Here is a 20,884-nt window from a genome sequence, read left to right as displayed (position 1 = left end):
TCGGACACGAAAGAGTTCAACCCGATGAGCGATTTTCCGACCGCGCCGACCGCCGATGCGCCGGTCGATCCAACGGCGTCACTGGTCCGCTCGGTCCGTCGCATCGCCCAGGCGATCGACGTCAGATCCCGCGAGATCGCGCGCCTGACGGGTCTGACCCTGCCCCAGCTTCTGGTGCTGCAATCCATCCGCGCCCTGGGCGAAGTCAGCACCAGCGCCATCTCGCGCGACGTCTCCATGTCGCCCCCGACGGTGGTCGCCGTGCTGGACAAGCTGGAGGCCAAGGGGATGGCCGTCCGCTACCGCTCCACCATCGACCGCCGCGTGGTCCATGTGCGGCTGACGGATGCGGGACGACAGGCGCTGACCACCTCGCCGGGCCTGCTCGGCGACGGCTTCATCGCAGGCCTGGCTCGCCTGCCTATGGACGAACAGTCCGCCATGGCGATGGCCGTGGATCGACTGGCGACGATGATGCAGTTGCGGCCGTCGCCGACCCTGGAAGCCGTCAGTGCGGATGACACGCCGCTAGGCCCGACCTGAAGTTCAGCCGTCGCGCCATTCGCTGAGCATCTTGCCGTCCGCGTCCTCGAAGGCGACGCGATCCAGTTGGACCGCGCCGATGCAGATCGGCCGTTGGTCGGGGCTGGCGGCGCGGCAACGGACAGCGCGGCCGTCGGCAAAGGCGACCATGCGGCCCTCCAGCACCAAGCGATATCCCTGGGACGGCGCGGCGGGCGGCTGGTCGCCCTCGCCCCGCACGGTGAACTCATAGGCGCGGCCATTGCGGCGGCCGGTCCGCGAACCGCCTTCCTTGAAGACGGCCGCCAGCCCCATGGTCTGCGGCGACGCCTGACCCTGGGCCAAAGGATCGCCCTGCGCGGCCGGACATCCCTCGGCCCGTAGCCAGGGGCGCGTCAGCCAAAAGCCCTCGGCCGCCTCCCAGGTCTCGGCTTCATCGGCGATCAGGGCCGATTGCGACCAATCGCCGGGCGCCAGGCTCAGTTTCAGGCTTTGATTGTGCTCGCCCCATGAGAGGGCCGGCAGACCGTCGCCGGGGGGTGTTTCAGCGGACGACAAGGCCGGACCGCCGCAGCCAAAGGCCTGGCGCACGACAAACCGCCGGCCGGCCAGGGACGCCCCCCCGACCTCCTGCCCCGCCGCAAAGGCCGAGGCGGCGATATCCATGGCCTGCAACAACCCGGCGCGATCCAAGGTCGGTGAGGGAGCGACGGTGACCACAGGCGTCGGCGCCGCAGCGGGCGCGGGGGCCGACGCGGGCGCGGCCTCCTCGCGCTGGCAGGAGCTGAGGACGAGGAGGGACGCCGCAATCGCGACGACCGACGGGCGAGGCGACACGGTCGGTTCGAACATGGAACCACTCTAGCACGCCACTCGCTGATGAGGAGGCGAACACCCGAAAAAGGTTGACGTAAGCGACGGGGGACGCTCTGCACGGGATCATGACTTTCGATCAGATCGCAGCCTTGGCGGTGCTCGTCGGCGTCGTCGGCGTGCTGATCCACGGCAAGGTGCGCGCCGATGTCGTCGCCCTGACCGGCGCGGCCGTACTGCTGGTGCTGGGCGTCGTTCGGCCGGTCGAGGTGCAGGGCGCCTTCGCCAGCCCCGCCGTCATCGCCTTGGCCGGCCTGTTCGTTATCGCCTACGCCATCGAGCTGTCCGGCCTGCTCGGCTGGCTGATCCGCCAGGCGACGCAGTTGGCCGCCCGGATCGGCGCGCGCGGCATCTGGATCGTCATCGGCCTGTGTGGATCGGTCGGCGGCTTCCTGAACAATACGCCGGTGGTGGTGCTGGCCGCGCCGGTGATCCGGGATGTGGCCCAGTCGCTCAAGCTGTCGCCCAAACGCTTCCTGATGCCGTTGAGCCACGTCACGGTGATGGGCGGCCTGCTGACCCTGATCGGCACCTCGACCAATCTGCTGGTCAACGACATGGCCCGCAACGCCGGCCAGCCGGTCTTCGGCCTGTTCGAGATCACGCCGGTGGGCCTGGTCATCGCCGTCGTCGGCGGCCTGTGGCTCTATTTCGTCGGCGCCCGCCAACTGGGTCGATCCGTCGTCAGGGACGAGGCGGAGGCCGCGCGCCTAGCCGAAATGGAGGACGCCCGCCGACGCGCCGAAGCCGAAGCCATATCGCGTCGTAAACGCCTCTTGCCGTTCGGCCTGCCGCGTATGGGCGGCTCTCGCAACCAGGCCGACGGCTCCGGCGATGCGCACCTGGGCGACGTCGATCTGTATGGCGCGGCGGATCGGCCGTTCCGGTTGCGGCCGGCGATGATCTCGCTGGCCATCTTCGCCCTGGTGATCGCTTCGGCGGCCCTGGGGTGGGCGCCCATCGCCGCCTCAGCCTTCGCCGGCGCCGTCGCGCTGATCCTGCTGCGGGTCATCACGCCCGAGGAAGCCTATGCCGGGCTGCGGCCCGAAATCCTGTTGCTGATCGCCGGCATGGTGGTCGTCGGCACGGCTATCGAGGTGACCGGCCTGGCCTCTGCGGGCGCCGAGCGCCTCATCGGCGTGATCCGACCCATGGGACCGCTGGGCGCGCTGATCGTGCTGTACGGCGTGACCCTGTTCGCCACCGAACTGCTGTCCAACGCCACGGTCGCCGTTCTGATCACCCCGATCGCGGTGGCCCTGGCCGAGAGCCTGGGCGTCGATCCTCGCCCCTTCCTGGTCTGCGTCATGATGGCCGCATCGGCCGCCTTCGCCACGCCCTTCGGCTATCAGACCAATGTGCTGGTCTTCAACATGGGCGGCTACAGCTACATGGACTTCGTTCGCGTGGGATTGCCGCTGAACCTGGTCACCTGGGTGGCGGCCATGGTGGCGATCCCGATCTTCTTCCCGTTCTGAACTGACAGTCGCTGATAGGCGTGCCTATCTCCCTCACAGCCTTGAGACTGGTCGCCCAACCGACAAACGCACCGATCAACGTGCAGGAGCGATTCGCCACACCGTGTTGGACAGGTCGTCGGCGACCAGCAGAACGCGCTTGTTCGGGTCGAACGCCACGCCGACCGGGCGGCCGCGCGCCTCGCCGTTCTTCAGGAATCCCGTAGCGAAATCGACTGGCGGGCCGGCGGGGCGACCACCGTTGAAGGGCACCCAGGCGACCTTGTAACCGGACGGATCCTGGCGGTTCCAGCTGCCGTGCATGCCGATGAAGGCGCCGTTGGCGAACGCGCCGCCAAAGCCGCCATTGCGGGCGAAGTCGATCCCCAGCGCCGCGACGTGCGAGCCAAGGGCGTAGTCCGGCGCGATGGCCCTGGCGACCATCTCCGGGTTTTGAGGCATCACGCGCGGATCGCGGTTCTGGCCCCAATAGCTGTAGGGCCAGCCATAGAAGGCGCCGTCCTTCACCTGTGTCAGGTAATCAGGCACCAACTGCGGACCCAGCTCGTCACGCTCGTTGACCACCGACCACAACAGGCTGGTCGTCGGCTCGATCGCCAGGGCGGTCGGGTTGCGGATGCCGGTGGCGAGGGTGCGACGCGCGCCGGTCGCCCGGTCGATCTCCCAGACCACGGCCCGCTCTTCCTCCACGGCCATGCCGCGTTCGCCGATGTTGGAGTTGGAGCCGATGCCGACATAGAGCTTGGTCCCGTCGGCGCTGACGGTCAGGGACTTGGTCCAGTGGTGATTGATGCGCGAAGGCAGTTCGGTGACCCGCTCGGCCGGCGTCGCGATGCCGGTCTGGCCCGGCTGGAAGGCGAAGCGGACCAGTGCGCCCTGTTCGGCGACGTAGAGCGAGCCATCGACATAGGCCAGGCCGTACGGCGCATCCAGGTTCTCGACCAGGACGGTGCGCAGTTCGGGGATGCCGTCATTATTGGCGTCGCGCAGCAGGGTGATGCGGTTGCCGCCGGCGATCTTGGTGTTGCCCTGTTTCTTGATCACGCCGGCGATCACGTCCTTGGGCCGCATAGCCGGAGCATGGCCGCCGCGCCCCTCGGCGATCAGGACATCGCCGTTCGGCAGGACCAGCATCTGGCGCGGAATCTTGAGGTCGGTGGCGAAGGCGCTGACGGTGAAGCCTGCCGGCACAGTCGGCGTCTCGCCGTTCCAGTTTGCGGGCGGGCTGATCTTCATCGCCGGAACCAGGGTTTCGTTGACCTGGGGCAGGTCGGGCGTGGCGCCGGTCTGGTTCAGCTTGGGATCGCTGGCGTTGCCGCACGAGGCGACGGTCAGGGCCATGGCGAGGGTCGCGGCGCTGGCGGCGAGCAGGTTCTTGTTCATCGGACGCTCTCCCGCGCGGCATAGGCGGTCCAGCTGGCGACCAGGACCAGGATTGTGCAGAGGATCGACAGGATCAGGCCGAAGGCCCCGACCGAGCTCCAGGCGTCCTGGCTGTGCTTGAACGCGTTGATCAGGCCCAGCACCCAGGCCAGCGCCAGGGCGACCAAATGGATGAGCGCGCGGCGCGACCGTCCGAAAACGTAATCGACGATGGAGAGGACGCCCGCCAACCCGCCGAACACCAGGGCGCCGGTGATCAACCAGGCCGAGAAGTTGGTCCACTGGATCTCGGCCGTCTTCAGATAGGCGATGTCGGTGAACAGGGCGAAGGTGAACAGGGCGATCGGAAACGCCAGCAACAGGCCGTGCAGCGGTCGGACGACCGCGCCTGATAGTCCGTGGATGCTCATGCCGGCCCTCTCCCTGAAGTCAGGCTTGGCTAACCGTCTGATCGCGAAATGGTTCACCCGACTTGGATATCGGCGCTGCGTCATTTGCGCGTGACCGTGGCCGAGGCCGGACCCAGAACCTTTGCGGGTTTGACGCACCACCCTGGACAAGAACTATTGGCGGGCTGTCGATACGCCCGAAGACCGGAACGGACGCCTAAAATGAACACTGCATTTCGCGCCGATCAGAGGCGAAGGGCGCGCCGATCGGCTGCGCACGACCTTCCCTATTACGACGGCAAACCGGTTCGGATCGGAGGGCTTGGCTGGCTTGTAGTCATGGCGGCCGTGCTGGTCGCCTTTGGCCAGTTGGAGCTGTTGCCGCTGAAGACCTTTCCCTTCGACTTCATTCCGGCGGTTCTGTTCACCGGCCTTCCGCTGTTGGCCCTGATGGCGGTGACGGGTTGGCGTAGCCCGGCCCTGTTTCGGCCCGTTGACCTGAAGGACGGCCTCATCGGGTTGGGTTTCGCCCTGCTGACCATCATCTGTTCGGTGATCGTCGGCCTGCTGCTGACGACCGTCATGGCGATGTCGGCGAACTCGGCCGTCGCCGCCCTGGCCTACGACGGCGTCGGTGATCTGCTGCTCTTTCTGGCGCGGACTTTCATTCAACTGATCGGCGAAGAAGTGGTCACCATCCTGCCGCTTCTGGCGGTGCTTTGGCTTTGCGTCGCCAAGTTCGGCCTTTCGAGGCGCTGGGGTCTGGTGATCGCCGTGATCGCATCCACCCTGTGGTTCGCGGCCATGCATCTGCCGACCTATGACTGGAACCTGTTGCAGTGTCTGACGACCATCGGCACGGCGCGCCTGGTCCTGACGCTGGCCTATGTCGTCACGCGCAATCTTTGGGTCTCTTCAATCGCCCATATCGCCAACGACTGGTCGCTGTTCCTGGTGTCGTTCGTGGGCGGCCACCTGCCCATCGGCATCGACGATCTGCTTTAGAATGAGCATCTTCGCGCGGAACTGTTCAGGCCAGATCGACGCAACCAAAGGCATGGCGAAAAGGGCGTTGGCGACCCCGGAGGGACTCCAACCCCCGACCTCGGCTTTAGGAAAGCCTTGCTCTATGCAGCTGAGCTACGGGGCCACGGGGGTGACCTAGCGTCTTGGGGGGATTTGGAAAAGTGGGCAGCGCCGCTAGCGGAGAAAAAGTCTGGTGTAGGCGGCCACGGTGAGATGGAACGAGCTTGTGGTTAAGGCCCCTTAACCTACCAGATGTCGCGGTGAACAAAGGACGAATGGGGCGGTGTCGGCGATTCGGTCCTGATTCGTTTCACGCTTGTTCCGCGGCATGGGGCCTAGCCGTTAACTCGCTGGCGGGACGTGGGCGGTCAGGGCGCGCAGGCCTTCCAGCAGGCGTTCGGAACCCGGCGTGGCCTTGCCGTCCTCGGCCAAAGTCAGCCTGAGCACGCGGACGTGGACTTCGACCGAAGGCCAGGACCAGACGCCGGCGGCGCGCATCCGGTCGGCGATCTCGCACAGGCTGAAGGCGGCTTCGAAAAAGGCGGGGACGTCCAGATAGCCGGCCATATCGACCATGGCGGAGGCGAAGGCGTAGATCTGGGTCGGGGCGTCGTCGGGACGGCTGGCGCACAGGGCGTCGATGGCGTCGATATTGGTGGCCAGCAGGTCGAAGACATGATCGCGCTGACCCTCCAGCGCCTGATTGGCGCGGGACTCGGCCTCGGCGATCAGCCGTCCGCCGGGGCGGGCCATCTGACGCTGGAGCGAGGTGTGGACCTTGCGGATGGTGGGCTTGGTCGGTGCGTCCGTCACAGGCTGACCTTCATCGGTTTCATCAGCATGTCGATGTCGTCCTGATCCATATTCTCTTCGACGGCGGCGCCCAGTTCGCCGGACAGGTCGCTCTCGCGACGACCGTCGGTTCCGGCCGGCGGGCCATAGTTGCGCACGCGGCGGTCGGGTCCGACGTAGTGTTCGGCCTCGACGAAATCGCGATCCTCGGCGCCCAGCCAGATGATGCGCTTGAGCAGCAGCGCAGGCGACAGGGGCTTGGCGACCATGAAGCTGGCGCCGCAGTCGCGGCCCTGATGGACCTTGGCCTGGGACGCGTGCCCCAGGATCATGATGACGGGCACATAGCGGGCCGGCGTCGGGGCGTCGCGCCGGAGCCAGCGGACGAATTCATAGCCGTCCATGTCGGGCATGATGCAGTCGATCAGGATCAGATCGACGGCGCGGCGGGCCAGCAGTTCCGTCGCGGCCTGGGCCGACGGGCACTTGATCTGTTCCTTGCAGCCGAAGCCCTGAACGATGGAGCCCAGCATATCCAGCGACGTGGGCTGATCGTCGATCAGCAGAACCGTGGTGTGCGCCAGATTGACCCGATCGCTCTTGGCCATGACATCAGAACAGCATCAGGTCGCCGGCGTCGGCCGAAGGCGCCGACGGGGCTTCACCGGCCGCAGGCCGAAGACGGCCGGCCATGTCGGCCAGCGACAGCCGGCTGACGGCCTCGGACGGACTGGCGCCGCCGCCCAGCATACGCAGGACGCCGGACAGGGCCTCCAGTCGCTGGGTCAGGGCGTCCAGGGCCTGGGCCTGGGTCAGGGCGTTGGGGCGTTCCTCGGGCGGGGCGCGGCGGACCAGATCGCTGACCAGGGCCTCGATCCCGTCGATGCCTTCGCGGACCAGCATCAGCTCGTCGGCGACGGCGGCCAGAAGATCGGCATGTTCGGGAGGCGCGCTCATGATCAGAACAGTTCCAGCGCGCCGGTATCGACCGGGGCGACGATGGGCACGGGCCTGGGCGCGACGACATCCGTCACGGCGCGTTGCAGGGCGCGACCGGAGACGGGCCAGTAATGCAGGCGGCGTCCGCCATCGCCACGCAGGCTGCCGCCCACGACCGGAATGCCTTCGTCGCGCAGAAACTTCTCAGCGAAGTCGGCGTTGCTGCGGCCCACGTCGCGCAGACTGTCGAACATGCGACCGCCGCCGAACAGCTTGGCCTCCATCCGCTCGCGTCGGCCGCCGGCCTTGAGCATGTCGTTGATCAGCAACTCCATCGCATAGGCGCCGTAGCGACGCCCGGCGTCGGTCCCCGCCCCCGAGCCTTCCGGCAGCAGGAAGTGGTTCATGCCGCCGACGCCCGCCAGCGGATCGCGCAGGCACATGGCGACGCACGAGCCCAAGATGGTGCTGAGCACGACGTTGGGATCGGACGTGATGTGGTGCTCGCCCTGACCGACGTGAACGCGTTTCTCCACGCTGTCCTTCAGAGCGGCGAAACTCATGTCAGAGGACCGAAGACGGCTTCCAGCTTGCCTTTGAGCTGAGCGACCGTGAACGGCTTGACCAGATAGTTGTTGACGCCGAACTGCACGGCGCGCTGGACCAGTTCGCGGTCGGCGCGGCCAGTCAGCATGATGAAGGCGGTCTTGGACGTGGGCGGGTGGGCGCGCACGGCGCGCAGCAGGCCCAGCCCGTCCAGGTTCGGCATGTTGTAGTCCGAGATGATCAGGTGCGCGGGCTTTGAGATGATGTCGCGCAGGGCGATCTCGCCGTCGGCGGCCTCGCGGATCTCGCGGACGCCGAGCTGTTGCAGACTGGTGCGGACCAGCGAGCGCATCGTCATCTGATCGTCGACGACCAGACAGTGGAGAGAGGCGGCGGCGGGCATGATTTACGCTCCCGGTTAGGCGACTGACCGCGCGGCCGGATCGGCGCACAGTTCGAGGATGGCGGGGGACAGGCGGTGCAGCGGCAACTGCCGCTCCACGGCGCCCAATTCGAAGGCGGCTTTCGGCATGCCGTAGACGACGCAGGTGGCCTCGTCCTGGCCCAGGGTGCGGCCGCCGGCTTCGCGCATGGCCAGAAGACCCTTGGCGCCGTCCTTGCCCATGCCGGTCAGGATGACACCCGTCATCGGACGCTTCAGTCGCACGACCGAATCGAACATCACGTCGACCGAGGGACGGTGACCGTTGACCGGATCGCTGACGACCAGTCGGCAGCGCGGCGACATGCCGGACGCGACCTCCAGATGGGTCGCGCCGCCGGGCGCCAGATAGATATGGCCCGGCTTCAGCGGCGCCCCGTCCACGGCCTCGGTCACCGTCGGGGCGCAGACGCGGTCCAGACGGGCGGCGAAGCTGGCGGTGAAGGTCGCAGGCATATGCTGGGTGATGACCGTGGCGGGACAGTTGGCGGGAAAGCCGCTGAGCACGGTCAGCAGGGCCTCGACCCCGCCGGTGGAGGAGCCGATGGCCAGGATGTGGTTGGGATTGGGCCGATAGGTGCGCGGCGCCTCGGCGGCGGCCGGGGTGTCGCCACGGGCGCGGACGCGCGAGCGGGCGGCCATCTTCACCTTGCCGATCAGATCGTGGAAGGCGTCCACGCTGGCGACCGCCGGCTTGGCCACCGCGTCCACGGCGCCGATTTCCAGCGCGGCCAAGGTCACGTCGGTCCCGGCCGCCGTCAGGGTCGAGACCATGACCACCGGCATGGGCCGCAACCGCATGATCTTTTCCAGGAACTCCAGCCCGTTCATGTTGGGCATTTCGACGTCAAGGGTCAGGACGTCGGGGTTCAGGGCCTTGATCGCGGCGCGCGCCTCGATGGGATCGGCGGCGGTGCCGACGACCTCGATCTCGGGGTCCGATTTCAGCGCGGCCGAGATCAGGCCCCGCATGGTCAGGCTGTCGTCGACGACCAGGACACGAATGATGCTCATGCCGGTCCACCCAGACGATAGGTGGTCAGGCCGGCGGTCTGAAGCTGGCTGGTGGCGCCGCCGGAGACGCGCTCCGAGTGGCCGATATAGAGGGTCGCGCCGGGGTTCATCAGCGGCGTGAACCGCTTCCACACCCGCTCCTGGGTCGCGTCGTCGAAATAGATCACGACGTTGCGGCAGAAGATGACGTCGAACTTGCCCTTCATCGGCCAGTCGCCGATCAGGTTCAGTTCCTTGAAGCTGACCAGACGCTTCAGCTGTTGGCCCGCCGTCCAGTTTCCACGGTCCGCACGGTCGAAATATTTGCGCCACAGGGTGACGGGCGCCGGCTCCAGCGCCTCTTCGGAATAGGTCCCGTCGTGGCCTTGCGCGACCATGTTCGGATCGATGTCGGTGGCCAGGATGCGCACGTCCAGGTCCGCGGCCTCGGGCAGGACCGACAGGATCGTCAGCGCCATCGAATAGGGCTCCTGCCCATTTGAACAGGCGGCCGACCACAGGCGGACCCGACCGCCGGCGCGCGCACGGGCGACCAGTTCGGGCATGACCCGATTGCGCAGGTCGTCGAAATGGTGCGGCTCGCGATAGAAGCGGGTGACGTTGGTCGTCAGGGCCGCCGTCATCCTCTGGCGCTCGTCCACGCCGTCCACGCCCTCGACCAGGGCGCAGTAGTCGCGGAAGCTGGTCAGACCCAGGGTGCGCAGACGCTTGGCCAGGCGCGAATAGACCAGCGCGGCCTTGCCCTCGTTCAGGGCGATGCCGGCGTGGGCATGCAGCATCTCGGCGATGTGGCGGAAATCATCGGCGGTGAAGACGAACTCGCCCTCGACGATGGATCCCCGACCGGCGGCGGCGGTCATGCGGCTTCGGCTTCGACTTGAGGCAGGATGTAATCCAGTTCGATCAGGCTGATCATGCGGCCGTCGATGGAGAAGATGCCTTTGACGAAGGTCTTCACCTGGTCGCTGGCCACGTCGGGCGTCGCCTGGACCGAGGCCTCGCTCATCTGCAGGATGTCTGACACGGCGTCGACCAGCAGACCCACCATTCGGCCGCCGATATGGGCGACCATGATGACGTGGCGGGCCGTCGGTTCCGAGGTCGTCAGACCGAAGCGCGCGCCCAGGTCGATGATCGGCAGGACCGTGCCGCGCAGGTTGATGACGCCCTTCATGTATCCCGGCGAGCGGGGCAGAGGCGTCGCGGGCGTCCAGCCGCGGATTTCACGGACCGACATGATGTCGACGCAGAATTCCTGACTGCCGATGCGGAAGGCGATCAGTTCGCGCTGGGGATCTTTGGCTTCGGTCATGGTTCAGCTCGCGAGCTTGAAATCGGGGCGGATGGATTTGCGGCGCATATCGGTGACGATGACGTCGACGTCGAGGATCAGGGCCACGCGACCGTCGCCAAGGATGGTGGCGGCGGCGACGCCTTCGACCTGCTGGTAGTTGGTCTCAAGGCTCTTGATGACGACCTGGCGCTGGCCCTGGATGGCGTCGAACAGAAGGGCCGCCTGCTGGCCGCTCTCGGTCTCGACGACCACGGCGACGCCGTCGGTCGGGTTCATCGGCTGCTCGCGGAAGCCCATGATCAGGGCCACGTCGATCAGCGGCAGGAAGCGCTCGCGGAAGCGGATGACGGGATCCACGCCGCCGACGAAATGCAGGTCGGCGGCCTGGGGCGTCAGGCTCTCGACGATGGCCGGCAGCGGCGCGATCAGCGTCTGTTCGGCGGCGGCGACGACCATGCCGTCCAGCACCGCCAGCGTCAGCGGCAGGCTGAGGGTGAAGGTCGAGCCCTTGCCGGGGACCGAGCTGATGGAGATACGGCCGCCCAGGGCCTGGATCGAGCGTTTGACCACGTCCATGCCCACGCCCCGGCCCGAGATGTCGGACACGACGGCGGCGGTGGAGAAGCCCGGGGCGAAGATCAGATTGTCGATCTGCTCATCGGTCAGGGGCGCGTCGGCGGCGATCAGCCCCTTGTCGATGGCGATCTTCTTGACGCGTTCGCGGTTGATGCCGCGTCCGTCGTCGGAAATCTCGATGACGATCCGTCCCGAGCGGTGAAGGGCGGCGAGGCGCACGGTGCCCTCGGCCGACTTGCCGGCGGCGATACGCTCGTCGGGCGTTTCCAGCCCGTGGTCGATGGCGTTGCGCAACATGTGGGTGATCGGCTCGGCCAGGCGTTCGACCACGGTCTTGTCGACCTCGGTGTCCTCGCCGACGGTGACCAGGCGGACCTGTTTGGACACCATGTCGGCGACTTCGCGGACCAGACGCGGCATGCGCTGGAACACCGACTTCACCGGCTGGGCGCGGATGGCCATGACGCTGTCCTGGATCTCGCGTGTCAGCAGCTCAAGATCTTCCAGGCCCAAGGCGATGCCGGACGAACGGGCCAGGCCGCTTTCCAGGACGCGTTGCGACAGCATGGCCTGCTGGATGACCAGCTCGCCGACCACGTTGATCAGGCGGTCCACCCGATCCAGATCGACGCGGATCGTCACCGGCGCCGGAGCGACGGGGGCGGAAGCCGGAGCGGCGGCGGCAGGGGCCGGGGTCGGCACCGCAGCCGCAACGGGCGGCGGCGCGACGACGGGCGCCGGCTCGGGCTCGAAGGCTGCAAAGGGGATGGCCTCGGACGGCGTCTCAACGACCGCGCCGCCGGCCTTGGCCAACAGGGCGGCGATGTCCAGATCGTCGCTGGCCGGCAGGATCGCCGCCGGCTCGTCTTCGAACGTCGTGCTCATGTCCGACGCGCCTCCCATGTTGGCGCCAAGTGGCGTGATGGTCAGTTCGCAGTCGCTCTCGACGAAGTCGAAGATCTCGCGCACCGCGGCCTCATCGACGGCGGAGTCCAGATCGATGGTCCAGGTCAGGCAGCCGTCCTCTACCGACAGGGCTTCGAGCGGGGCGACTTCGCCGTCGTCCAGAGCCACCGTGATCGGGCCGAGGCGGCCCAGTTCGCGCAGTAGCAGGCCGGTCTCGTTGGCGTTGGCGTACATCCGGCCCAGCGGCTTGAACACGACGCGCCAGCCGACGGCCGGCGTTTCGGGCGTGGTGGCGGCGGGTTCGTCCAGCGGCATGTCGAAGGCCATCGGCATGAAGCCGAAATCGTCGTCTTCGTCCTCGACCACGGGCGGCGCCTCGCCGCCGTGGGTCAGCATTTCCAGCTCGACGACCAGGGCGGCGGAGCGCCCCTCGTCCACCTGCGGGATCAGGCCCTGCGCCGCCTGGATATGATCGGCCAGCACGTCCGACGCCCGCAGCAGGGTCTTGATCGTGACCGTGTCGCAGGGTTTGCGGCCCGCGCGCAGTTCGTCCATCAGCGTCTCGAAGACGTGGGCGAACCGCACCAGAGCCTCAAGCCCGAAGGCCCCTGCCCCGCCCTTGACGGAGTGGACGGCGCGGAAGACGGCGTTGATCGTCTCCAGGTCGGTCTGACCCTGCTCCAGCAGCATCAGCTTGGCCTCCAGGTCGGCGAGCAGTTCGTCGCATTCCTGGAAGAAGGTGACTTTGATGGCTTCGAAGGCGTCCATTAGGTGCGGGTCCGGCGGGCTTTGGCGATCAGATTGGGGGCGATCAGGCGGCGACGCGGCGGACGGCGTCCACCAGTTTTGCGGGGTCGAAGGGTTTGACGATCCAGCCGGTGGCCCCGGCGGCGCGGGCCCGCGCCTTCTTCTCGACGTCGCTCTCGGTCGTCAGCACCAGAACCGGCGTCGTGCGGTGGTTCGGATCGGCGCGCACGCCCTCGATGACGCCGAAACCGTCCATGCGAGGCATGTTGATGTCGGTGATGATGACGTCGGCGCCCCTGGCCGCCAACGTCTCCAGCCCGTCCACGCCGTCGACGGCCTGGATCACGGTATAGCCCGCGTCTTCCAGCGCCATCAGCAGCATGTCGCGCATGGTGCGGGAATCGTCGATCGTAAGAACGGTCTTGCTCATGCCGTCAGCCCCTCGGTATTGAAGTCGGGCGCGCCGAAAGCCGCCCACTGTTCTGTCCAGTATTGGGACACAGACCCTAAGCTTAGGTTGACGCCGTCGGCGGCCCAGGTCTTACGGGCCGACAGCAGCACTTGCAGGCACAGGCCCCCGAGACGTTCGACGGCCGAAGCGTCCAGCGTCAGGGGATGACCGCGCAGGGCCAGCAGTTCGGCCTTCAGCGGTTCGGCCGCGTTCAGATCGAGAACGTCGGGCAGGATCAGGGTCTCGCTCATCAGAACTCCTCCCAGCCGTCTTCGACGGCCGCAGCTTGGGGTTTCAAGGCCGCGCCGCCGCGGCCGATGGTCTTCAGCGCGGCGACCATGCGGTTGGCAGGTTTGGCGACAGGCGGCGCGACGCGCTTGGGCGCGGGCGCCGAGCGGTGCGACGCCGCCGCGCCCGTCTGGCCCACGTTGAACTGTGCGACGGAGGATTGCAGCGCCTCGGCTTCCTGCGACAGGGAGTGGCTGGCGGCGGTCGATTGCTCGACCATGGCCGCATTCTGCTGAGTGACCTGGTCCATCTGGTTCACGGCGGTGTTGACCTGGGCCAGACCGACGGCCTGTTCCTGGGCCGACGCCGCGATCTCGGTGACCAGGCTGTCGATCTCGGCGACCCGGTCCACGATCCGTTGCAGGGCCTCACCGGTCTCACCGACCAGCTTCACGCCTGCGCCGACCTGACCGGTGGAGGCCGAGATCAGGGTCTTGATCTCTTTCGCGGCTTCCGCCGAACGCTGAGCCAGGGCGCGAACTTCGGAGGCCACCACCGCGAAGCCGCGTCCCGCGTCGCCGGCCCGCGCCGCCTCGACGCCGGCGTTCAGGGCCAGGAGGTTGGTCTGGAAGGCGATCTCGTCGATGACGCCGATGATCTGGTTAATCTGGTTGGACGAGCCTTCGATGGCCTGCATCGCCTGGACGGCGTCGCGCACGACCACGCCGCTCTTTTCGGCGTCGCCGCGTGCGGCCTGGACGACGTCGGAGGCCTGGCGGGCGCCCGAGGCGGTCTTGTTCACCGTGGCGGTGATCTCATCCAGGGCGGCGGCGGTTTCCTCAAGCGAGGCGGCCTGCTGCTCGGTGCGGCGCGACAGGTCGTCGGCGGCCTGAGAGATTTCGCCGGCGCCTGAACGGATGCCCGAGATGTTGCCGACCACGACCGCAATGGCCTGTTGCAGCTGGGCGATGGCGGCGTTGAAGTCCGACTTCAGGTGCGCGGCTTTCGGATTGAACTCAACATCGATGCGGAATGTCATGTCGCCGTTGGCCATGGCCGACAGGCCTTGTCCCAAGGCCGTGATCGCCTGAATGTCTTCCGCCGCCTCGCGCGCCTTTTCGGCCTCGCGTTCGGTGCGCTCCTTCTCGGTCATCGAACGGTGAGAAGCGGCTTCCTTCTCGACGCGGACCTTGTCGACGGCGGCGTCGCGGAAGGCGACGATGGCCTGGCCCATCTTGCCGAACTCGTCCTTGCGGTCGGCGCCGACGATCTGAATCGACGTGTCGCCCGCCATCAGCTTTTGCATATAGCCGATCATCGTGAGGATCGGCCGCGTGATGGCGCGGGTCGCGACGAAGCCGGCGGCCAGAGCGATCAGAAGCGCAGCGACCAGACCGATGACGACGGCATTCATGGCGCTGCGAGTGGCGCCGGACTGGGCCGCGCGCGCCGCTTCAAGAGCAGCGTCGTTGGAGGCCTTGATCTCGTCGATCGCTTCTTCCAGCGGGGCGACATAGGTGTCGGCGACGCCGGTGCGGCCGACCATCTGCACGGCCTCGGCGCCGCGGCCGTCGCGAACCATCGCGCCGCCGACTTCGACGACGTTCTTGTACCAGGTCGCATTGGCCTCGACGGCCTTGTCGACCGGCGCGGCGCGATCGGCTGGCAGATCCTTGCGCAGCTGTTCCATCGCGGCCAGGAACTTGGCGCGGTGAGCATCGACGCGTTCGAGATAATAGGGATCCTTCGACAGCAGATAGCCGCGGAAGGCGTTCTCCTGACGGGTCATGTAGAATTCGGCCGTGGCGGTTGTGCGGTTGTCCTTGTTCTCGACGCTGCGCGTCGCGCCGGCGCTTTCCATCTTCAACAGGCTGGTCACCACGACGGCGCCCATCACGGCGATCGCCGCAAGCACAAGACCGAAAGCCAGGAACAGCTTGCGGCCGACCGGCAGATTCTCAATCAACTTCAACTCTACATCCCCCGATAGTGTCTTTTTATTCAGAACGATTTAGCCGGCGGCGACATCGCGGCCCGGCGTCCGAGCCTGGACCGTGACCGACGACGCAAGGCTTGCAGCCGCGACGATCAGAGGCGAGAGGACGGAAAACGAACGAAGCATTGTGGTCCCTGGAAGCTTCTGCATTGTGCAGTCCAAGGATGAGGCGATGATTAATATTATTTCTGAACCACGCTCTAGGTAGGAATGCGTAGGGCCGGCACAGCTTGGCGCCGGGGCTCAGATCGCGACTGCGCATGGCTTTCGAAGCGAATTACGTATTTCCACGCATAACAAGATCGCGTATGGAAAATGAGTCAAAAAGACGGCAGGTAAATGTCCCAGTGATGTTGCTCACCCACGATTCTTCACAGTGAAACGGGATAACGCCAGTCTTCGAGGGTCTGATCGTCACCTCTGCATGCTGCGACGCACAAAGACTTGGTGGAGCGGCGCTTTCGTCGCCTGTATCTCAGTATTGATCGCCGTCGGCGTGCGCGTGGCGCTCGAACCCTTTGGACATTTCTACTATCTGCCGATGGTGGCGGCCGTCATGGTCACGGCCCTGTTGGCGCGGCGCCTGTCGGTCATTCTGGCGATCACCCTCTCCATAATCGCCAACGAAGTGATGGTGCAGAGGCAAGGCGCGCTCGATGCGACCGTGAACGCCATCCTCTTCGCCGTCGTCGCCTGGGCCATCGCAGAGGTCTGCCGCCGCCTGGGCGGCGCCCTCAGGACTGCGCGGGCGCTGACGCGCGACCTGGCCATGCGGGAAATGCTTCTTGAGACCATCCTGACGTCCGTACCGATCGTGACCCTGGACCGCGAAGGGCGCACACAGCGCGTGACGCCCGCCGCAGCCGCGCTTCTGGGCGTCCGTCGGGAAGAAGCCGCGACCCTGCCCTTTCACACGCTGGTGCCGGGTTTCGATGAGGCCGCCCTGGAGTCTGCACGGCAGGGCGGCGAGGTTCTGGCGCCGTCTCCGGGATTCTGGGCGGTTTGGCGCCCGAACGCCTGTCCTGTGCCGCTGACCATCCACGCCAACGTGCTGCCGGACGACATCTGGCCCGAGCACATCGTTCTGGCCCTTGCCGAACAGAGCCAGTCAGAAGCGATGCGGCAACGCGAACGCGACCTGACCGAAAAACTCAACAGCGTCTGGCGTTTGAACTCCATGGGCGAGATGGCCGCGACCCTGGCGCACGAGATGAACCAGCCTCTGACCGCCGCCGCCGTCTATCTGCATGCCGGCCAGGCCGCCCTGGCCAAGACGGGATCCCCCGCCGACGAAGCGACGCGCGCCTTGGACCTGGCAAAGGCGCAGTTGCTGAGGGCGGGCGAAATCATCCGGCGCATGCGCGAGCTTCTCTCGACCGGATCACGCAGCTTCACCGAGGAGCGCGCCTCGCAGATGATTCAGGACCTGGATCCGGTCTTTACTCTGATCGGGCGTGACACCGATGTCACCATCGACATCCAAGCCGACGGCGACGACGATCATGTGCTGGCGGATCGCATTCAACTGCAGCAGGCCCTGACCAATCTGGTCAAGAACGCCGTGGACGCGGCCATCGGACAGGAAAACGGCCGCGTGTCCGTCGCGGGTCGTTCTTTGGGCGCCGAAGGCTATGAGATCGCGGTCGAGGACAATGGGCGCGGCATTCCCACGGATCAGCGAGACAGCATCTTCCACCCGATGATCTCGACCAAGGCGGGCGGCATGGGCCTGGGTCTTTCGGTGACCCGTTCGATCGTGGAAAGCCACGGCGGCGCCCTGACCGTCGGCCGCAGCAGTCTGGGCGGCGCCGCCTTCACCTTCCGCCTGCCCCACAGCCAGGAGCTCGACGCCGCATGAACCCGCATTCCGTCTTCATCGTCGATGACGACCCAGCCATGCGGGACTCGCTCGTCCTCATGTTGCGCGGGGTAGGCTTTCGGGCGCGGGCCTTCGCCAGCGCCGACGACTTTCTGGAGAACCTGCCGACCGACAAGAGCGCCTGTGTCGTCACCGACGTGCGCATGCCGGGCGTCGAAGGGCCGGAACTGGTGCGCAGGCTGAAGACGCTGAGGGGCGACCGCTGGCCCGTCATCGTCATCACCGGCCATGCCGACGTGCCGCTCGCGGTTCAGCTGATGAAGGCCGGGGTCGTCGACTTCATCGAAAAGCCCTTCGATCCTGAACAGATCCTGGACTGCGTCGGCCGCTGCATCGCCTCGCTGACCAGCCTGGAGGCGGATCGGACGGCGCGCGATGAAGCCAACAGTCGTCTGGCCACCCTGACCACGCGCGAGCGTCAGGTCTTCGACGCCCTGATCGACGGCTGTTCGAACAAGGAAATCGCGCTGCGGCTGGAAATCAGCCCCCGCACGGTGGAGATTTTCCGTGCCAAAGTGATGACCAAGATGCAGGCGTCGAACCTGTCCACCCTGGTTCGTATGGGAATGCGCGCCGGCGACGCTTGAGCCGGAGAAGAATCGTCTCCACTTTAAGGCGGCAATGAGCGACCGGTCCGCAGGCCTCGCCCCGTCCCGCGTCACTGCGGTCCTGGGGCCCACCAACACCGGCAAGACCCATCTGGCGGTCGAGCGGATGCTGGGTCACGCCTCGGGCATGATCGGCCTGCCGCTGCGCCTGCTGGCCCGCGAAATCTACGAGCGCATCGTCAGGCAGCGCGGGGCCGCCGCCGTCGCCCTGATCACGGGCGAGGAAAAGATCGTCCCGCCTCGCCCGCACTATTTCGTCTGCACCGTCGAGGCCATGCCGCTGGAGCGGTCGGTCGAGTTCCTGGCCATCGACGAGATCCAGCTGGTCGCGGACCCCGAGCGCGGTCACGTCTTCACCCAGCGGCTGCTGCACGCGCGCGGCCGGTTCGAGACCATGTTCCTGGGCGCCGGCACCATGGAGCCCCTGATCCGTCGCCTGGTCCCGGACGTCGAGATCGTGACGCGGGATCGCCTGTCCACCCTGTCCTACGCCGGGTCCAAGAAGCTGACCCGCCTGCCCCGCCGCAGCGCCATCGTCGCCTTCTCGACCGAGCGCGTCTACGCCATCGCCGAACTGATCCGGCGTCAGCGCGGCGGGGCGGCCGTGGTCATGGGCAGCCTGTCACCCCGCACCCGCAACGCCCAGGTCGCCCTGTATCAGTCGGGCGAGGTCGATTTCCTGGTCGCCACCGACGCCATCGGCATGGGGCTGAACATGGACGTGGACCATGTGGCCTTTGCGGGTCTGAGGAAGTTCGATGGCCGACGGACCCGCTGGCTGCATGCGCACGAGATCGGCCAGATCGCCGGGCGCGCCGGGCGCCACCTGCGCGACGGGACGTTCGGCGTCACCGCCGAGGCCGAGGATCTGGACGCCGATCTGGTCGAACAGGTGGTCGAGCATCGGTTCGATCCGGTCGAGGGCGCAGAATGGCGTAACGCCAAGCTCGATTTCGACACCCTGCCTGATCTGCTGCGATCGCTGACCGTCACGCCCCAGCGCATCGGCCTGAACCTGACCGGCGAGGCTCTGGACGAGACCCTGCTGCGTCGCCTGATCAAGGACGAGGAGATCGCCCGCATCGGCCGGTCGCGCGGCGCCATCATGCGTTTGTGGGAAGCCTGCCAGCTGCCCGACTTCCAGAAGACGACGCTGGACGAGCATGCGCGGCTGGCCAAGGACGTCTTTCATGCCCTGACCGGCAAGCGGGGTCGGCTGACCGACGACTGGATGGCGCCGCGCTTCGCCTTCGTGGATCGTGACGACGGCCAGATTGACCAGCTGTCGGCTCGGCTCTCGGCCGTCCGCACCCTGTCCTACATCGCCAACCGGCCCGATTGGGTGCACGACGCGCAAGGCTGGCGCGACAGGACGCGGGCGCTGGAGGACCGGCTTTCCGACGTGCTGCACGAGCGGTTGACCGCCCGGTTCGTGGATCGCCGCACCACCGCCCTGATGCGCGCCCTGAACGTGCGCGAAGACACATTCGCCGGGGTCGCCGACGACGGCGAGGTCACGGTCGAGGGCCAGGTGGTCGGCCAGCTGGAGGGCGTCCGCTTCCAGATGGAAAAGGGCGCCTCCGCATTGGAGGACCGCACCCTGCGTCAGGCGGCCGTGCGCGCCGTCACGCCCGAGATCAACCGCCGCCTGGGCAGTCTGGCAGCCGAGACGGACGAGGCCTTCGCCGTGACGCCGGACGGCGCCGTCCTGTGGCGCGGCGTCCTGACCGCCCAGATTCAGGCCACGCCGACCGGCGCCGATCCCTTTTCGCCCCTCGTCCGCCTGCTGGGCGAACTGGGCCCGACGCCCGCCCGCGAGCGCGCCAAGCGTCGGATCGAGGCCTGGCTGGCGTTCGAGGCGGGCCGCGCGCTTCGCGATCTGCGCCGCCTGCGTCAGGCGGTGGAATCCGGCGCGCTCAAGGGCCTGCCGCGCGGCATCGCCTTCCGCCTGATCGAGGCCGGTGGACTGATCGACCGTCGCGACGTGGAGCGCGATCTGGCCGCCCTCAGCCAGGTCGAGCGCCGCACCCTGAAAAGCTTCGCCATCCGTGTCGGGGTTCATTCGGTCTGGCTGCCCGGCCTGCAAAAGCCCCGCGCCCGCCACTTCGCCCAAGCCTTCGTCGCCGCCCCGCTGATCCCGGCGACGCCGGACCTGATCCCGACGCCGGTCGAGGCGCCCTCGTCGCGTCTGCTCTCGGCCTCGGGCCTGCGCCAGGCCGGTCGCTGGCTGGTCTCGGTCGAGGCGCTAGAGAAGATGGCCGACCTGCGCGCCGCTAACCACGGCAGGCTCTCCAACGAAGCCTTGACCGACCTGGGCTGGAGCGCCGATCAGGCCAAACAGGTCATCGCCGCCCTTAAGACCGAACGCGCCCGCCTGCCCGACAAGCCCGGCGCCGCGCCCAGACCGGTGAAGGATTCGCCGTTCGCTGCGCTTGCGGTTCTGACGGAAGCCCCGCCTGCGCGGCCCAAGCGGCGGCGTCCGCGTCGGAAGGCGACGGCTTGAGCGAGGACGCCTGTCGCATCGATCTGTGGCTGTGGCGCGCGCGGTTCGTGAAGACGCGGGGGCTGGCCGCCGATCTGGTCGAGCGGCGGGCGGTGCGGCTGACGCATCATGGGCGGGAGGTGCGGCTCGACAAACCCAGCCGCTGCGTCCACGTCGGCGACTTGCTGACCTTCGCCCAGAACGGCCGCGTCACCAGCCTGAGGGTCGAGGCGCTGGGCGAAAGGCGCGGACCACCCGAGGAGGCCCGCGCCCTTTACTCGCTTATTGCTTGAGGGCTCAATTAGCGCGAAGC

At 67.2% G+C, this 20,884-nt stretch carries 22 protein-coding genes and 1 tRNA gene; 7 read left to right on the top strand and 16 right to left on the bottom strand.

Annotation, left to right across the window (positions count from 1 at the left end):
• Positions 1–24 precede the first annotated feature (24 nt).
• Positions 25–543, top strand: coding sequence for a MarR family winged helix-turn-helix transcriptional regulator (locus ACQY72_RS12485; RefSeq protein WP_428153914.1), 519 nt, complete (start codon positions 25–27; stop codon positions 541–543).
• Positions 544–546: 3 nt separating this feature from the next.
• On the opposite strand, the gene ACQY72_RS12480 is transcribed toward ACQY72_RS12485, so the two are convergent.
• A complete protein-coding gene (locus ACQY72_RS12480; RefSeq protein ID WP_428153913.1) occupies positions 547–1,374 on the bottom strand; it encodes a hypothetical protein in 828 nt (275 codons plus the stop codon).
• An 89-nt stretch (positions 1,375–1,463) separates the two neighbouring features.
• Between ACQY72_RS12480 and ACQY72_RS12475 the strand changes: the two genes are divergently transcribed.
• Positions 1,464–2,873, top strand: coding sequence for an SLC13 family permease (locus ACQY72_RS12475; RefSeq protein WP_428153912.1), 1,410 nt, complete (start codon positions 1,464–1,466; stop codon positions 2,871–2,873).
• 75 nt (positions 2,874–2,948) lie between these two features.
• On the opposite strand, the gene ACQY72_RS12470 is transcribed toward ACQY72_RS12475, so the two are convergent.
• Both ACQY72_RS12470 and ACQY72_RS12465 read right to left on the bottom strand, forming a co-directional pair.
• On the bottom strand, positions 2,949–4,214 hold the full coding sequence (locus tag ACQY72_RS12470) for a PQQ-dependent sugar dehydrogenase (protein WP_428156708.1): 1,266 nt from the start codon (positions 4,212–4,214) through the stop codon (positions 2,949–2,951).
• A 38-nt stretch (positions 4,215–4,252) separates the two neighbouring features.
• Positions 4,253–4,666 (bottom strand): DUF2231 domain-containing protein, encoded by a 414-nt coding sequence (locus ACQY72_RS12465; RefSeq protein ID WP_428153910.1) that lies wholly within the window; start codon positions 4,664–4,666, stop codon positions 4,253–4,255.
• Between the two features lie 201 nt (positions 4,667–4,867).
• Here ACQY72_RS12465 and ACQY72_RS12460 point away from each other — a divergent pair, with 201 nt between their 5' ends.
• Positions 4,868–5,650, top strand: coding sequence for a lysostaphin resistance A-like protein (locus ACQY72_RS12460; protein ID WP_428153909.1), 783 nt, complete (start codon positions 4,868–4,870; stop codon positions 5,648–5,650).
• A 68-nt stretch (positions 5,651–5,718) separates the two neighbouring features.
• Here ACQY72_RS12460 and ACQY72_RS12455 read toward each other — a convergent pair.
• The 13 genes from ACQY72_RS12455 to ACQY72_RS12395 form a co-directional block, all read right to left on the bottom strand.
• Positions 5,719–5,795: transfer RNA gene (locus ACQY72_RS12455), tRNA-Arg, on the bottom strand.
• 218 nt (positions 5,796–6,013) lie between these two features.
• Positions 6,014–6,484: a hypothetical protein gene (locus ACQY72_RS12450; RefSeq protein ID WP_428153908.1), complete on the bottom strand. Its 471-nt coding sequence runs from the start codon at positions 6,482–6,484 to the stop codon at positions 6,014–6,016.
• On the bottom strand, positions 6,481–7,071 hold the full coding sequence (locus tag ACQY72_RS12445) for a response regulator (RefSeq protein ID WP_428153907.1): 591 nt from the start codon (positions 7,069–7,071) through the stop codon (positions 6,481–6,483). Before ACQY72_RS12445 ends, ACQY72_RS12450 begins: the two co-directional genes overlap by 4 nt.
• A 4-nt stretch (positions 7,072–7,075) precedes the next feature.
• On the bottom strand, positions 7,076–7,420 hold the full coding sequence (locus ACQY72_RS12440) for a hypothetical protein (RefSeq protein ID WP_428153906.1): 345 nt from the start codon (positions 7,418–7,420) through the stop codon (positions 7,076–7,078).
• 2 nt (positions 7,421–7,422) lie between these two features.
• Positions 7,423–7,965 (bottom strand): chemotaxis protein CheD, encoded by a 543-nt coding sequence (locus ACQY72_RS12435; RefSeq protein WP_428153904.1) that lies wholly within the window; start codon positions 7,963–7,965, stop codon positions 7,423–7,425.
• A complete protein-coding gene (locus ACQY72_RS12430; RefSeq protein ID WP_008262387.1) occupies positions 7,962–8,351 on the bottom strand; it encodes a response regulator in 390 nt (129 codons plus the stop codon). The genes ACQY72_RS12435 and ACQY72_RS12430 overlap by 4 nt, the downstream gene beginning before the upstream one ends.
• A gap of 15 nt (positions 8,352–8,366) precedes the next feature.
• Positions 8,367–9,404, bottom strand: a complete 1,038-nt coding sequence (locus ACQY72_RS12425; RefSeq protein ID WP_428153902.1) for a protein-glutamate methylesterase/protein-glutamine glutaminase — start codon at positions 9,402–9,404, stop codon at positions 8,367–8,369.
• Complete coding sequence (locus tag ACQY72_RS12420) at positions 9,401–10,264, bottom strand: CheR family methyltransferase (RefSeq protein ID WP_428153901.1); 864 nt, start codon at positions 10,262–10,264, stop codon at positions 9,401–9,403. Before ACQY72_RS12420 ends, ACQY72_RS12425 begins: the two co-directional genes overlap by 4 nt.
• Positions 10,261–10,716, bottom strand: a complete 456-nt coding sequence (locus ACQY72_RS12415) for a chemotaxis protein CheW (protein ID WP_159846579.1) — start codon at positions 10,714–10,716, stop codon at positions 10,261–10,263. The genes ACQY72_RS12420 and ACQY72_RS12415 overlap by 4 nt, the downstream gene beginning before the upstream one ends.
• A 3-nt stretch (positions 10,717–10,719) precedes the next feature.
• Entirely contained in the window at positions 10,720–12,948 is a 2,229-nt protein-coding gene (locus tag ACQY72_RS12410) for a chemotaxis protein CheA (RefSeq protein ID WP_428153899.1), read from the bottom strand.
• A gap of 43 nt (positions 12,949–12,991) precedes the next feature.
• Positions 12,992–13,357 (bottom strand): response regulator, encoded by a 366-nt coding sequence (locus ACQY72_RS12405; RefSeq protein WP_428153897.1) that lies wholly within the window; start codon positions 13,355–13,357, stop codon positions 12,992–12,994.
• On the bottom strand, positions 13,354–13,629 hold the full coding sequence (locus ACQY72_RS12400) for an STAS domain-containing protein (protein ID WP_428153895.1): 276 nt from the start codon (positions 13,627–13,629) through the stop codon (positions 13,354–13,356). The genes ACQY72_RS12405 and ACQY72_RS12400 overlap by 4 nt, the downstream gene beginning before the upstream one ends.
• Positions 13,629–15,500: a methyl-accepting chemotaxis protein gene (locus tag ACQY72_RS12395; protein ID WP_428156707.1), complete on the bottom strand. Its 1,872-nt coding sequence runs from the start codon at positions 15,498–15,500 to the stop codon at positions 13,629–13,631. The genes ACQY72_RS12400 and ACQY72_RS12395 overlap by 1 nt, the downstream gene beginning before the upstream one ends.
• Positions 15,501–16,026: 526 nt before the next feature.
• Between ACQY72_RS12395 and ACQY72_RS12390 the strand changes: the two genes are divergently transcribed.
• From ACQY72_RS12390 to ACQY72_RS12375, 4 genes are read left to right on the top strand one after another with little or no spacing between them, the layout of a single operon-like run.
• On the top strand, positions 16,027–17,460 hold the full coding sequence (locus ACQY72_RS12390) for a two-component system sensor histidine kinase NtrB (protein ID WP_428153893.1): 1,434 nt from the start codon (positions 16,027–16,029) through the stop codon (positions 17,458–17,460).
• Complete coding sequence (gene fixJ, locus ACQY72_RS12385) at positions 17,457–18,068, top strand: response regulator FixJ (protein WP_428153892.1); 612 nt, start codon at positions 17,457–17,459, stop codon at positions 18,066–18,068. The genes ACQY72_RS12390 and fixJ overlap by 4 nt, the downstream gene beginning before the upstream one ends.
• A gap of 34 nt (positions 18,069–18,102) precedes the next feature.
• The gene (locus ACQY72_RS12380) at positions 18,103–20,592 is read left to right on the top strand and encodes a helicase-related protein (RefSeq protein WP_428153890.1); all 2,490 of its coding nucleotides are present in this window, start codon (positions 18,103–18,105) and stop codon (positions 20,590–20,592) included.
• Positions 20,589–20,864, top strand: a complete 276-nt coding sequence (locus ACQY72_RS12375) for an RNA-binding S4 domain-containing protein (RefSeq protein WP_428153889.1) — start codon at positions 20,589–20,591, stop codon at positions 20,862–20,864. Before ACQY72_RS12380 ends, ACQY72_RS12375 begins: the two co-directional genes overlap by 4 nt.
• Positions 20,865–20,884: the final 20 nt, after the last annotated feature.

The organism is Brevundimonas sp. (assembly GCF_965279155.1).
Lineage (GTDB): Bacteria > Pseudomonadota > Alphaproteobacteria > Caulobacterales > Caulobacteraceae > Brevundimonas.
The sequence above is the reverse complement of the archived record's forward strand: the minus strand, read 5'-3'. Positions and strand labels throughout refer to the sequence as shown.